Consider the following 13925-nt stretch of genomic DNA (forward strand, 5'->3'; position numbering starts at 1 on the left):
GTGTTTGCTCTCGACAAGCACCACACAACACCCGTGGGTCCTCTTATTGCGCCACATCAATCCCGTGTCACCGACCTGCAGGGACACTACACCTAGCGTGCCCTCCAACCCATGCGCTGGGAACGATCTGGGTCGCGTCGCGTCTCTTGATCCGGCTGCTGTATCCTCAGGGACGCTCCCAGCGGCGGCGATGCGGGCGTCAAAATATGAAGCAAGGAGCTCGCCGGAGAGAACGATATGCTGTTGCATCTCTGTCCGGCTTGTCTCGGGGTCATGCGCCTGGTTTGCTTCGATTAGTACGGAGTGATCGTTCATGGTGGCTTGGGGCCAGCCCTGGATTGCAGAATAGAACTGCCGAGGAACGTACCGCGTGACCAGTCCGAGGAGCCACACGAACTTGCGGGAGCCGGCCATGAGGTTGATTTCGCGGCGGAAGGCGTGGTTACTATCCTCCTGCTTCGCGCGGTCGTTGCGGGCAGCGAACAGCTCGTGGTGAAGAGCCTCGAGCTCGGATACATCCCCGGCTTTGGCCGCGGCCCGGGCGGCGAGTTCCCCGTCGATGAGGGCCTGGAAGAGGTCACGGATGTCCTGGCCGGTCAGAGGCGCCACAATGAATCCGCGCCTCGGTACCAGTTCCAGAAACCCTTCCACACGTAGGGCATGGAGGGCCTCCCGTGCCGGAGTGGTGGAGATGCCAAGGTTCTCGCCGATGGTTTTGCTCCTGACGAGGTTCCCTTCTACGAAATATATTAGCGAAATTAGCTAGTTTGGCCATTGTTCCGGCCTATTTTCCAGGTTTCGTCCGGGGTCCTGATTCCGGATGTCACTCTTGCCAACTTCAAATATATTGGCGTAACGTCGAATTTCAGCGGGAGCACAGGGTCACCCGGAACCGATTTCAAGGAGCAACGATGCCTATCTGAATTCCGAACCGGAGCACGTGTGCGAGCAGACCCGCATCCCGTGCGCCAACTTCCCGAACGAGTGCTGGCGCGAACCGGACCGCAGCCGCCGCTACCCGCAGGAATTTATGTAGACGCTGACTAAGGCGGGTCTGCTTTCGACCCTGATCCCGGCCGAGTTATGGCGGCTTGGGCCTGACCGAGGCCAGCGTCATTGTGGAGGATTTCAACAAGCCCGACGGCCACTCAAGCCGCATTCCAAGCACAGATGTGCACCATGGGCGCCCTGCGGCGCCGAGTTTAACATGGCCAAGCACCTCGTTTCCGAAGCCAGCTAGGCCGCAGCCAAACGCCGGCCTAGACACCCCCGGAGCCTACAACTTGGTGGACGAATACGACGTCGAAAGGAAATTCCGCGAAACCCGCATATTCCAGATAGCCCCGGTCAACAACGTGATCAAAAGCTTCGTGCCCACCAAAGCCTGGGCCTGCCCCGGTCTTACTGAAACAGGTCTGCTGGCCGATCCCGCAGGAAATACTCGGCAGGCCGTCCGCCATCCGCCCAAATCGGGAACGCTAGAGGTGGATGCCAACGAAAGGACAAAGCAGCATGTGTTCAGGTTGCGGAACCCCGCCCTCCGACATTGACTGGTACAGCGCCGGTATTTCGGACTCCCCCGGCGGCCGGATACTATCCAGAAGCCAGCTGGCCCGGGCAGCCAATGCCATCCTGACTGGGTCTGGGTTGAACGTCACGTTCTACCCCGGAGCCTCAGGTCTGTCGATACGGAATTCAGCCGGGGTCACCGAGCAAATACACTCCTTGTCGGACGTCTGGACTATTGCTGGGAAGTTAAACGGCGCACCTCTAGACCCGCTGGCTCCGCGTTTCACCGCCTGCTCGGACCCGAGTGCAGCAAATGATTGACGTCACGGTCGTCGGCGGCTTCCTCGGCGCAGGCAAAACGACGTGGCTGTCAAGGATTCTCGAGGACGCAGCGGCAACGCAGGCTGCAGAATCGCTGGCCGTAGTCGTGAATGACTATGCCTCAGTTGGCGTCGACGACTGGCTTCTGGACTCGGCGTCCAGTCAGGCAAAGGCTGTAGGCACCAGACTGGTCGCCGGGGGCTGCGTGTGTTGCGATAAGAAAGATGAGCTGATCGCCTGTCTCATTTCGATTGTTGGGACAACGCACAGAACCGGGCAGGAAGGTGGCGCAGCTATAAGTCACGTCTATATCGAGACGTCGGGGGTGGCGGACCCCCGTTCCATTGTCGAAGTCATCACTGAGCACCCGGTGCTTCAGGCGAATTTGCTCTTTAAGGAACTGGTGGTCATCGTGGACGGTATTAATGGCACCAGCCAATTGCGCCATCAAGAACTGGCCCGCGCCCAGGTGGGGTGCGCGGACCGCGTCGTATTGTCCAAGTTGGATCTGGCCCAAAGTGATGCCGTGGGCCCACTGTCGGTCCTCGTCCGGCAGCTCAACCCAGCCGCCGAGCTAAGGGTCTCCCGTGACGGCCGCGAATCTGCCCTCACGCCTAGCCAGGTTGCAATGGCTCAGATGGCCGGTGCGGTAGAGACAGCCCCGCATTGGGATCAGGAGAGCTTCAGCCCCGAGGCCTGGACGGTTCAGTTATCCCCAGAGGTTTGTTGGGCCGAGTATGCCCTCTGGCTCGATGCAGTGACCCGTACCCATCCGCAGCATATTCTCAGGAGTAAGGGGACCATCCACACCCCCAACGGGCCAATCGTCCTCCAGTCCGTGGGAGGCGTAATAGCCCAGCCGCGGCCCGTACCTCCATCCGAGCGGCCCGCGGATTCAGAACTGACGTCAATGGTCTTCATTATCCAGGGCATTGACCGGAATTTGCTGGCCCGGTCTCTGGAATCCTTTGTTCCCAGCGCGTCCACGGACCGGGCCCCGCTGACGGCGGAACCCAACGAGCTACTCTTTTCCGGCCCAGTTCGGCAAGTGCAGAGCTACCCGACCGGGAGATGAAGCGCGGTTCTTGAGGCCCGAATCCAATTTGGCCTGCCACGAGGCCGGGTGGGTGCCCTCAGGGCTTCGCTCATGCGGGGGCGGATTCTATCATCCTTGGGCGCAACTTGGCCGGATCTGATCACGCCGCTCGGCCACCAGGCATCAAACGTGCTTCTATAGCGGGAAGCGACCGACTCCCTACGCGTCGAATCCTCGTCTGTGCTTTAGGGCGCGGTCGACGCCCTTGCAACGAGATGAGGCGCAAGTAGTCTGGGCTCCACTTCACGGCCAGCCATCAGGTCGAGGAGCATTTCCGCTCATCCGGAACATCGACGAGCCTAATGCGGTCAGGGGAAACGGAAGGAACGAAGACATGGGCACACCGTTGTGGGCCACAACCGCGATATAGCGACCAGGGGCCTTGCCGAACTCACGAATTGCCCCCCATAGCCCCGACCGCCGCAAAATCGCTAATTGCGAAAATCGCCGTCGCCCAGGGGTTGCGGGACAGCAGAGCTGAAGCTGCTGCATACCCGCCCGAAGCTTCCGCCCCGCGGTTGATGATCATGGCACCTTGAAGGCCTACGCCAGCGGCCCGGAATTTGCGGAACGAAGTCCTGCGCCTGCTCCGCGCATGTGCTGGCATGGCCCGACCCCGCAACTATTCCAAACGTTTTCACGCCCCCAGTCATGAGAGGTGCGAGGCGGCGAGCCGCCCCCCCCATCTGCTGCTAGCGATGCCTGCGCATCACCTATGCAAAGGATTTCGCAAATGGAGGGATCGGCGCCTATGCGGATGAGGCTACAGTATTATTTCTAGCTCGATAATGCCTAGAAATAGGAGCTGCGCTTCAAAAGACGTTGACTTGACCAGTGAGTGACATCACACATATGCTCAATGCAAACGAATGCGCGGTGAGCTCGCCTTGCTACCACCCTGATCATCAGGGAGCGAGAGGGCCTTCGACGGACTGACAGTTGCTCAGCCGGTCGACCCGGCCACTCGGAATAGGCCCTCAAGGCCTACAAGTAGTCTCTTTCGAAAATCACTAATAAAAGGAGAAACCAATGGCAAAGGACATTAAGGTCTGCATCGGCGTCGACATCGACGCAGTAGCAGGCTGGATCGGCTCGTACGGAGGAGCTGACTCCCCTGCGGATATCCAAAGGGGGATGTTCGCGGGCGAGGTAGGTCTTCCGCGGCTGCTGAAGCTCTTCAAGAGATTCGGCATCCAGACGACGTTTTTCTCCCCCGGTCACTCAATTGAGACGTTCCCGCATCGGATCGAACAGATCGTCGAGGCAGGTCACGAACTCGGTGCACACGGCTACACGCACGAGAACCCCATTGCCATGACCCCCGAACAGGAAGAAGACGTCCTCAACAAGTCCATCGAGCTGATCGAGAAGTTCTCGGGACAGCGGCCGCGAGGCTACATCGCCCCCTGGTGCGAATTGTCGTCCGTGACTACCGATCTCCTTCTTAAGAACGGGTTCAAATACGACCACAGCCAGGCGTTCCACGACTTTCAGCCGTTCTACGCACGCACCGGGGACACCTGGACCAACATCGACCTGTCCAAGCCGGCTGAGCATTGGATGAAGCCGCTGGTCCGTGGACAAGAAATCGATCTCGTGGAGATCAACTTCAACTGGTACATCGATGACCTCCCCCCGATGATGTTCATCAAGGCGAGCCCGAACAGCCACGGCTTCGTGAATCCCCGGGACATCGAGCAGATGTGGCAGGACCAGTTCGACTGGGTGTACCGCGAACATGACGACTACGCGATTTTCCCGATCACGATTCACCCGGATGTGTCCGGCCGTCCCCAGGTCCTCCTCATGCTCGAACGCCTCCTCACTTACATCTCCAGCCATGACGGCGTCTCATTCGAAACTTTCGAAGCAGTCGCGTCCGATTTCAGGGAACGTTTCCCCTTCGAATCGAACAGCCTCTATCCCTTCGACCGCGACCTTCCCTAACACCGTGGAAGGTCTCAACCCAGGGTCTGGGACCTCGGACCCATAGACCCAACAACCGAATAGCTGTCGGACCGGAACGTGGTCGGCGACGCCCTATGGTTTCTGGCCACGTTCCTCTTCTATTTGAGCAATCTAAGGACTTTCCAAAGTGTCGAATCAACTTCCCCGTATCGCCGTGATCACGTTGGGCGGAACCATTGCATCGGTCCCTGACGCCAACGGGAACGACGCCGTCCCGACGATGACGGCCGAGAGTTTGTTCGCCGCTGTGCCCCAGACGCGGAAGCTGGCAAATCTTAGTTATTGCGGCTTTCGTCAGTACCCTTCAGGAGACTTGTCGATCGTAGATATTCTGGAGCTCGCCGTCGTCGTCGAAGCCATGGCTGAATCACWGGACATCGATGGCGTCGTCATTACCCAGGGGACTGACACGCTGGAAGAAACGTCGTTCCTTCTGGATCTCGTGCTGACAACGGATCTTCCTGTTGTGCTCACTGGGGCTATGCGAAATCCCGGACTCGCGGGAGCAGACGGACCAGCAAACCTTCTGGGAGCCGTGCAAGTCGCCACTAATCATCAAACCAGAGGACTGGGTCCTTTGGTCGTTTTCAACGATGAAATTCACCTACCCAGGTTTGTGCGGAAAATGCACAGCGCCAGCACCGGCGCATTCAGTTCCCCCAATGCAGGCCCTATTGGCTGGATTACAGAAGGGCGAGTTCGGATCCCCCTCCGGCCGGCCACGAGGACACAACCGGTGCCGCGTGAACAGATTCAGTCTTCGGGTTTGCCCCGGGTGGCTCTACTTAAGCTCGGCTTCGACGAGGATGAAACGTTGGTACAGCTGGTTCTCCAAGGCGGTTTCGATGGCTTGGTCGTCGAAACTTTTGGAGGCGGGCATGTACCACGGCAGCTGATGCCGTCCTTGACCAAAGCCGCAGCAGCGTTCCCGGTGCTGTTCTCCTCCCGCGCCGGTGCAGGGGAACTTTACGAATCAACCTATGGATTTCCGGGATCAGAAATCGACCTTCTCGCCCAAGGACTGCTGAGTTCCGGAATCTTGGACGGCCTGAAGTCGCGTTTGCTTCTGATCTTGCTTCTTGCGAGTGGAGCTTCCCACGCCGATATCAAGGAACGGCTTAAGAGCTTCATGTCCTAGTTAGAGGCCCGGAAACCGTGCAGGCGCTGTCCTATTCGCCGCGGACCGAGTCCGAATAGCCCACCAACACAGGGAATCGAAGAAATGAGCGTTTCACACTCCTTGACGCATGAAGCACCCACGGTAACTCCCAGTGACGTCAAGATCGCCACCTGGATCTGCTTTTTCGCCTGGACTTTCGCGGTCTATGACGTCGTCCTGTTCGGTAATCTTCTGCCCGTGCTTGCCGCCTAATTCGGCTGGGATTCAAGCACAGCTACAGGACTCAACACCTGGGTCACGGCGGACACGGCCCTCGTGGCGTTCGGGGTCGGCCCAATCGTGGACAACAATGGCCAGCGTAAAGGCATTATTATTGCCGTGGTGGGAGCAGCGATCTCATCTCTGCTTACCGTGGCGGTCGGGTGGGTTCTTGGTATCGCCGCTGGTCTGGGTTTCGTCCTACTAATCCTCGTCCGCTCCCTAGCCGGTCCGGGCTACGCGGAACAGGCCATCAACGCCACGTACCTGGGCGAGATGTTCGCCCCGGTGTACTCGGACCCGGCTAAGGCCCGTCGCAGGGCTTCATCTATTCCCTCGTACAGTCCGGATGGCCCGTCGGCTCTGTCCTCGCCGCCGCTTACATTGCTATCGTCCTTCCGATTGGCGGGTGGGCATGGACCTTTGTGGTCGCAGTGTTCCCGGCGATCTTCATCCTCATTGCCGGCCGGTACCTGAAGGAAAGCCCCCAGTTCATGGCCCGTCACAGGGCAGCATGCCTGCTGCGTGAGGCAAGGCAGAAGAAGCCCATGCCCTGGCCGCCACCGTTGGCGTTGACCACACTGAGACTGCAGCCCCGCTCGCAGCAGCGTTCAAGGGAGAATCGCTCCGCTCAACCGTGGTCATCGGACTCTCGTACATGCTCAGCTGGCTGGGTGTCCTCACCTTGCCGTTCTAAGCACTTCCGTACTCACCGCCGAGAGCGGCAAGGGGACCGCATTCGACAACGCCCCGGGGCATCCTTATGATCTCGAATCTCACCGCTTTCCTCGGATACCTTGCTTTTGGATGGCTGGGCGACCGTATCGGACGGCGCAACGCCATCGCCATCGGATGGTTCCTCTGCGGAGTCTCCTTCAGCGGCATGCTGCTTGCCCCGGAAACTTCCCCTCATCATCACCTTCTACAGTGCCGGGCTGTTCTTCCTGATCGGCCCCTACGCATCGCTGCTGTTCGTCAACAGCGAAAGCTTCCCGGTCAACACCCGAGCCACCGGTGGCTCAATCATCAATGCAGCCGGCCAGATCGGAGCGATCATCGGCTGTGTACTGATCCGTGCATCCCTGTCAGCTGGCATGTCCTGGACAGGCGCCACCTTCTGGTGGGGCGTCATTCCGATCATCGCCTCCGGCATCCTCATCCTGGCCGCCCGAAACGTGGACCCGCGCAAGGCACCCACAGACTAAGAAACCCGCGGCCGAGCAACGGCGCCAAGCAGCCTCAGCGGTGGCGGTGGCCCCTTCCATCCCTCCCGGGCCAGGGTCCAAGGAGGGAGATGCCCGCGCTGGATGCGGACGCAGTCCGAGCTTTGTCCAATATCTAAAGAAAGTCCCATGCCCAACCAATCGGCAACTACCCACTCCACGCATGCATCACGAGTCCGGATCGGCAGCACGGAACTCCCCAACCGAGTGGCGCTGGCGCATGACCAGGTTCAGCGCCACAGCCGAAGACTACGCGACCGACCGTGTGGCCTCGTACTACGAAAAGTTCGCCCGCGGCATCGGCCTGATCATTACCGAGGGCTTATACATCGGAACCCAACACAGCCAGGGCTACCTCTACCAGCCTGGAATGCCACCCAAAGCAATCCGACGCGTGGAAGGACGTCGCGCATGCCGCACACAGGTCAGGCGCCCGCATCTTTGCCTAGCTGATGCATGCCGGGGCCCAAAGCCAAGGCAAAACCGTCGTGGATACCACCATCGCTCCGTCCGCCAGAGTTTTATCCAGGCGGCATACACGCCTAGGCAGCAGGCTTCGACGGCATCGAAATCCAGGGAGCCAACGGCTACCTCATTGATCAATTCCTCACCAGCTACCTCAACGCCCGCTCCGACCACTGCGGCGGCTCATATGAAGTCCAGGTTGGGCTGGCGAGCGAAATCTGCCGCGACATCGTGGAGGCCATCGGACCCGATATGGCGGCAGGAATCAGGATTTCCCAAACCAAAGTCAGCGACACGGCACACCGCTGGCCAAGCAATATTCAGGATTGGCGATTATCGCCAACGGCGACCTCGAACATCCGGATGCAGGCGCCGCGATGGTCCGGGACGGAAGAGCCGATCTCGTCGCCCCGGTAAGGCCGCCCTCGTCAACCCGGACTGGCTTCACGCGTACGGGGCGACCGCCCAGTGGTCACAGAAATGCACCCCGGCTTGCTCGCGCCCATCGCTTACATCAAGGATTGGGAACTCTTCCGGGAAGAACCTTCTCAGCAACCGACCGAACAACATGCACCCAAAAAATAGGGCCATGGAAGCCGACATCCCTCAGAGCCATCGCTCAGCCACTTCGAGGTACGGCCTCCCCCCATCCCTGGACTAGCATCGGTCTTCTCCCGGAGCGCCGTAACGGCGAACCCCGCTGCCGAAAGCAATGAGGTCCTCGCTTCTATGCGGAGTGCGTTGGCACCGAGCCGCCGTCAAGTCCACCACAGCGGCTCGTCCAGTTCGGGCCGGTGGCACTCGTCGGCGAGCTCAGCAAGATAGAGCCCCAGCCATGCGAATGCCTCCAGCGCGGCCGGGCAAGCTTCTTTCGCCCGCCCAGACCTATGGTCCGCACATAGATCCGCCACTCGCCCGGATGGGGTGTCGGCTACCGTGAGGCCCAGCATCTCCTCGGCCAGTGCGCCGCTGGACAGGAACATGCTGAACAGGCCCGGTCCCGGTTACAGCCCAGCCCGTCGAACAGGTCCTGGACGACGTCATCCGGGACCGCGCGCAGTGGTCGTTCGGCTTGCTTATGTCGATAGTTGCCGCGCCCATGCAGCCGGACGGTTCCAGCGGATTGTGGTGGGCGTTGGGCAGGCGTCCGGTCCGTGATTGCGGCGGCACCGGTGGGACCGCCGGCCCCTGCCCGGTCTGCAGGTGATAGTCATAGAACACCGAGATTACCGCCGGTGCGTGGTTGATCGTTGCCGGCGTATACCCGGCGGCCAGATAGGGTGTGCCCGTTCGCCGGATGACCGACCCGCCGCGGGTGCGCCCGGGCGACGGCAGTCTCGAGTGGGTTTTGGACCGTGCGCAACCACAGCACGAATTCCCGTACGTCTGAGCGTTGAGCGCGATTCCCAGGAACATTTACCGCTGCCAGGAACCGGCGTCACTGCAGTAGGGCATAACCGTATGAACGGCAGGACGCCGGACTGATTCCGCAGGCCAATAGCTCTCGGAGGTATTCGCTGACCGGATCGAGCACGGCCCCCGGACCCGTCGAAAACAACCCAAGGCAAAGCCGGGTCGTCGTACGATTTCACGCTGCCGCTCCTCGCAACGACGAGCCCGCTCAGCTGCTTATTGGGTCCCTGCTCGTGTTCCGTTACCTCTCCGTCCTTAATCTCCCACTTGAGACAAAGCGTTCCCGGCTACGCGGAAGACACGCCGGTAGTGCGGTCAACGCTCCGGTGGATGGCCTTGCCCGATTGGGAGAGCCGGAGGAAGAACTTGTGGCACTTCGTTATCACGCCGTTCAGCACAACCCAGACTTCACCGAAGTCCATTCCGCCTCAGCCGCCGGGGCGTGTTTCCTGCCGCACGAACGCCTCCGCACGACGGTCGGCCTCAACGTCGATTTGGGCCGGGCGGACCCGCACGTAGACAAGCACCGTCGAATACGACAGCTCCTCCGCGCCACGTTCCTCGATCAGTAGGGCCACTATCCTGCGGGCGGTATCGCAATGCTATCGCGGCGCAACCGTGTCTCGGTGAGCATTGCGTCGAGCGCTGCTTTGGATGGATCGAGACGGTGCGAAGACCGCTCCGGAGTCTTTCGATCCGGCGGCAGTGGGGACTTCAAAGCCTTCCCGACGTTCTTTATCGCTACGTGGAGCTTGCGCGCGAGTTCCCGGATTGAGGTTCCTTCGACTCTGGCGTCCCTGCGGATACTGGCGAACAACTCCGCTCTTGACCCCACAGCCCTCCTGAAAGTGACCCCGATGTTGATGAGATCAATGTTTACAGGCGGCACAATTCAAGCCGTAATTAGGTCCGGATGTCGCTCAGGTGGGTACCTTTCGGGCAGTCCTAGTGGCTCAGTTCAGACTGAAATATTCACTTGGCTTGATCCTCTAGTGTTGCGCCCTTTGACTCAGTATTCGACCATCACGGACGCGTAACGTTGCCCGCGGCGGCTGCCATTTTTCCGCCGCGGGGTTTCCCTGATCAGTTCGCGGAGCGGGAGATGCCGGCAGCCTTCCGTGCCCGGTCGTCCCAGACAGGCTGGACCGAGGCGGTTTCCGGACCAAGTCCGCGGCGGTAGACCATGATGGTCCGCTCGAAAGTGATCACGATGACGCCTTCCTGGTTGTACCCGATGGTGCGTACGGTGACGATGCCGATGTCGGGCCGGGATGCGGAGTCCTTGCTGGAAAGGACTTCCGACTGTGAGTAGATTGTGTCGCCTTCGAAGACGGGGTTGGGGAGACGGACGCGGTCCCAACCCAGGTTTGCCATGACGTGCTGGCTGATGTCGGTGACGCTCTGGCCCGTGACCAGTGCCAGCGTAAATGTGGAGTCGACCAATGGTTTGCCCCATTGGGTCTGGGACGCATAATGGGCGTCGAAGTGGATGGGGGCCGTGTTCTGGGTGAGCAGGGTCATCCAGCTGTTGTCGACCGGGAGGACTGTCCGGCCCAGAGGGTGGCGATAGAGGTCTCCCACGGTGAAGTCTTCGAAATAGCGGCCATCCCAGCCCGGTACGGAGCGTGTGGCGTTTTCTGCAGTTGTCATTGTTGCCTACTTTCGGTCTGCGGTGAGTTGGGGTTTGCGGCTTTGGAGCCAGTTGAGAATCTCAGCCGTATGCTGTCCGAGACCGGGCACATCTCCCATTGGCTGCTCTCTGCCTGCCACAGTCACGGGCGGGCGAAGGGCATCCACGGGCCCGACAGGGGTCTGAATCGAACGCACCCGGTCGCGGGCGAGGAGCTGCGGATGGGAGGCAAAGTCGAGCACGTTACGCTGCGTTGCCCAGGCAATCTTTGCCGTTTCCAAGCGATCTGCGGCCTGGCTTGAGGACATATCGGCGAAGACTGCGCTGACAATGGAATCCAATTCTTCCCGGTGGGCGACACGGTCGGCGTTGGCTGCAAAGCGCGGATCGTCTGTGAGCTCCGGATGACGCAGGAACTCCTCACAAAAGGACTTCCATTCCCGGTCGTTCTGCAGACCGAGGTTGAGCGTGACGCCGTCGGCAGCTGTAAACGGTCCGTACGGCGCGATCGTTGCATGGCTGGCCCCTGTCCGGGCCGGCTGCTCGCCCCCGTAGACGGTGTAGTAGTACGGGTACCCCATCCACTCACCGAGCGACTCCAACATGGAGACCTCCAGCGAGACACCGATCCCTGTTGTCTTGCGCTCGAACAGAGCGGTCAGGATCCCGGAGTACGCGTACATGCCCGTACAGATATCGGCGATCGACAAGCCGACCTTTGAGGGGTTATCCGGAGTTCCTGTAATGCTGACTAGTCCTGCTTCGCATTGGACCAGCAGGTCATAAGCCTTCTTCTCACCATACGGCCCACCGGCGCCGTATCCGGAGATATCACAGGTGATCAGCTCCGGACGCGATGCCCGGAGCTTCGCGGAGCCAAAACCCAGCCGCTCGAAAGCACCCGGCGCCAGGTTCTGCACGACAACGTCGGCCTGGTCGATCAGTTCCGCCAAGATGCGATTGTCCTCGTCCGATTTCGCATCAAGGGTGATTGACTCTTTGCCCCGGTTCAGCCAGACGAAATGGCTCGCCATCCCCCTGACTGTGCGGTCATAACCGCGGGCTAGGTCACCAGAACCGGGTCGTTCAACTTTGATGACTCGGGCACCAAGATCGGCCAACTGCCGCGTGGCAAAGGGAGCGGCAACCGCCTGTTCGAGAGATACAACCGTAATCCCGGCCAGCGGCCTGTATGAGATTTCTGCATGTGTAGGGTCACTTAGGTCCATGTATTCAGTTTGCGCATCAAATTACATGTTGTGAAATGACTTTCTCGAATGAAATCATGCCCGCTGGTTATGATTGAAGGAAACGGTTGGGGGATCCGTGGCCAGAGGATGTGTGGAAGGGCAGGAAAAATGCGCATCAGCGAACTTGTGTGGTTCATGCGGGTCGCCGAGACGGGGAACGTCACCCAGACTTCTGCGGAACTCCATATGTCGCAGCCCGCACTGACCCGGGCACTGCAACGGCTGGAGGAAGAACTGGGCGCCGAACTCTTCGCACGGCACAAAAAGAGACTGCTTCTAAACGAATCGGGGGAGATCCTCTTCCCGCACGCCGCCCGGGCCGTCAGCGAAATCCAGGCGGCCAAGGACAGGATCAAGGCCCTGCAGAACCCCCACGGGGGCAGTATCTCCCTGACGTTCGTCACCTCCTACGGTTCCTGGCTCGTTCCGCAACTGCTCAGTGATTTCCAAAAGACCTCGCCACAATCGCATTTCACGTTGCGCGGCTGCGCTGCCGATGATGTCCTTGCCTCCATCCGTTCGGGCGAGGCTGACGCCGGCATCATGAGCCCCCGACCTGCCGACCCGTCGCTCGAATGGATACCCCTGGCCTCCGAACCACTGGGGCTCGCAACTTCGATCGGTGCTGATCTGTCGCGTCGGACTACAATCACACCTTCTGACCTCCACGAGCTACCCATCATGGCCTTGCGCAAAGAGTTCGGTCTGCGGCAAATCACGGACTCCTACTTGGCCGGCCATGGCCTCGTCCCCAACATCATTCTCGAAGCGACGGAACTCTCAACACTCTGGGGCCTGGTCCAAAGGAACGTCGGTGTTGCCATCCTCCCCGCACGAGAACCCCCGACCGGGGTCAAGGTCATACCCTTCGAAGATCGCGACGCGGTTCGGCTCGCGGGACTCGTCTACGATCCGCAACGCCGTCTGCCCCCTTCGGGGGACCGCTTTATCTCCTTCATCCGCTCCCGCGAGGATCACCCATGAGTAGTGGGAGGTAAGCGGAGCGCGGTGGCGGATCTCCGAGATCCGAGCGCGCGATCCCGTCTGCTCAGTCTTGTCGCGACGGCCGGCGTCATTTTCACCGGCTACTGACCCCAATCGCTATCGCGTTTCGGCCTGGACACAGCCACCCTGCGGAGAGCGCCATCCTCATCTGGCGGTCATCGCCCGGGCCGGCAAGGGCCGTGGTCACGGGTCAGAGGGTGAGACAGCGTTGTCCTAGCAGCCACCGGTATTGGGTACTCGTATGGCGTCGCTGACGGCAACGGATTGTGGTCCCCCGGGGCGCTGCCAGTGCAGGCGCTGGATCACGCCACCGGCTGCGGTCTAGCGGCCGCTGCCCTCAGCCTCCTGAACCGGCGGCGTCGGGGAATCGGATCCGGGAGTGCGCATCTTTCGCTGGCAGCAACAGCCAAGCTTCTGCTCGGAATGCCACTCCTTCACCCCACATCCCGGGTATTTAGGGTGACTAACGTGACCATGCCGACGCCCTACGGGACCGTCGAACATGTACCGTCCGACCTGGTATGACTTTCTTGCCCTGTCACTTGATGATCCGGGGGGTGTTGTCGCCGGGTTCGGAGGCACGCGTTGACTGCTGATAGGGACACGGCCGGCTCCTTTCGCGGGTGCCAGGTCTCTTTGTAACGTGGGTGCCAGCATCGGGTGTCGT

Annotated in this window: 10 protein-coding genes and 3 pseudogenes; 9 read left to right on the plus strand and 4 right to left on the minus strand. The window is 60.4% G+C overall.

Going from position 1 to position 13925, the window contains the following annotated elements:
• Nucleotides 1-294: 294 nt before the first annotated feature.
• A pseudogene (locus tag AB4Y77_RS21310) lies at nucleotides 295-651 on the minus strand (GntR family transcriptional regulator); the annotation flags it as partial.
• Nucleotides 652-1286: 635 nt separating this feature from the next.
• Here AB4Y77_RS21310 and AB4Y77_RS21315 point away from each other — a divergent pair.
• The 8 genes and pseudogenes from AB4Y77_RS21315 to AB4Y77_RS21350 form a co-directional block, all read left to right on the plus strand.
• The gene (locus AB4Y77_RS21315) at nucleotides 1287-1550 is read left to right on the plus strand and encodes a hypothetical protein (RefSeq protein ID WP_442015261.1); all 264 of its coding nucleotides are present in this window, start codon (nucleotides 1287-1289) and stop codon (nucleotides 1548-1550) included.
• Between the two features lie 272 nt (nucleotides 1551-1822).
• Nucleotides 1823-2905, plus strand: coding sequence for a CobW family GTP-binding protein (locus AB4Y77_RS21320; RefSeq protein WP_442015262.1), 1083 nt, complete (start codon nucleotides 1823-1825; stop codon nucleotides 2903-2905).
• A 1050-nt stretch (nucleotides 2906-3955) separates the two neighbouring features.
• Nucleotides 3956-4873 carry a polysaccharide deacetylase family protein gene (locus tag AB4Y77_RS21325; protein WP_442015263.1) on the plus strand — a complete coding sequence of 306 codons (918 nt, stop codon included), beginning with the start codon at nucleotides 3956-3958 and terminating at the stop codon, nucleotides 4871-4873.
• Nucleotides 4874-5021: 148 nt separating this feature from the next.
• The gene (locus AB4Y77_RS21330) at nucleotides 5022-6032 is read left to right on the plus strand and encodes an asparaginase (protein WP_442015264.1); all 1011 of its coding nucleotides are present in this window, start codon (nucleotides 5022-5024) and stop codon (nucleotides 6030-6032) included.
• An 84-nt stretch (nucleotides 6033-6116) separates the two neighbouring features.
• Entirely contained in the window at nucleotides 6117-6266 is a 150-nt protein-coding gene (locus AB4Y77_RS21335) for a hypothetical protein (RefSeq protein WP_442015265.1), read from the plus strand.
• A gap of 332 nt (nucleotides 6267-6598) precedes the next feature.
• Nucleotides 6599-7039, plus strand: a complete 441-nt coding sequence (locus AB4Y77_RS21340; protein ID WP_442015272.1) for an MFS transporter — start codon at nucleotides 6599-6601, stop codon at nucleotides 7037-7039.
• Between the two features lie 123 nt (nucleotides 7040-7162).
• Nucleotides 7163-7477 carry a hypothetical protein gene (locus AB4Y77_RS21345; RefSeq protein WP_442015266.1) on the plus strand — a complete coding sequence of 105 codons (315 nt, stop codon included), beginning with the start codon at nucleotides 7163-7165 and terminating at the stop codon, nucleotides 7475-7477.
• A gap of 579 nt (nucleotides 7478-8056) precedes the next feature.
• Nucleotides 8057-8377: pseudogene (locus AB4Y77_RS21350) on the plus strand (oxidoreductase); the annotation flags it as partial.
• 1319 nt (nucleotides 8378-9696) lie between these two features.
• On the opposite strand, the pseudogene AB4Y77_RS21355 reads toward AB4Y77_RS21350, so the two are convergent.
• From AB4Y77_RS21355 to AB4Y77_RS21365, 3 genes and pseudogenes are all read right to left on the minus strand, one after another.
• A pseudogene (locus AB4Y77_RS21355) lies at nucleotides 9697-10208 on the minus strand (IS21 family transposase); the annotation flags it as partial.
• A gap of 248 nt (nucleotides 10209-10456) precedes the next feature.
• The gene (locus AB4Y77_RS21360; RefSeq protein ID WP_442015267.1) at nucleotides 10457-11023 is read right to left on the minus strand and encodes a MaoC family dehydratase; all 567 of its coding nucleotides are present in this window, start codon (nucleotides 11021-11023) and stop codon (nucleotides 10457-10459) included.
• A 6-nt stretch (nucleotides 11024-11029) separates the two neighbouring features.
• On the minus strand, nucleotides 11030-12232 hold the full coding sequence (locus tag AB4Y77_RS21365) for a CaiB/BaiF CoA transferase family protein (protein ID WP_442015268.1): 1203 nt from the start codon (nucleotides 12230-12232) through the stop codon (nucleotides 11030-11032).
• Between the two features lie 129 nt (nucleotides 12233-12361).
• Here AB4Y77_RS21365 and AB4Y77_RS21370 point away from each other — a divergent pair, with 129 nt between their 5' ends.
• The gene (locus tag AB4Y77_RS21370; RefSeq protein WP_442015269.1) at nucleotides 12362-13237 is read left to right on the plus strand and encodes a LysR substrate-binding domain-containing protein; all 876 of its coding nucleotides are present in this window, start codon (nucleotides 12362-12364) and stop codon (nucleotides 13235-13237) included.
• Nucleotides 13238-13925: the final 688 nt, after the last annotated feature.

It is taken from the genome of Paenarthrobacter sp. YAF11_1 (genome assembly GCF_052113445.1).
Lineage (GTDB): Bacteria > Actinomycetota > Actinomycetes > Actinomycetales > Micrococcaceae > Arthrobacter.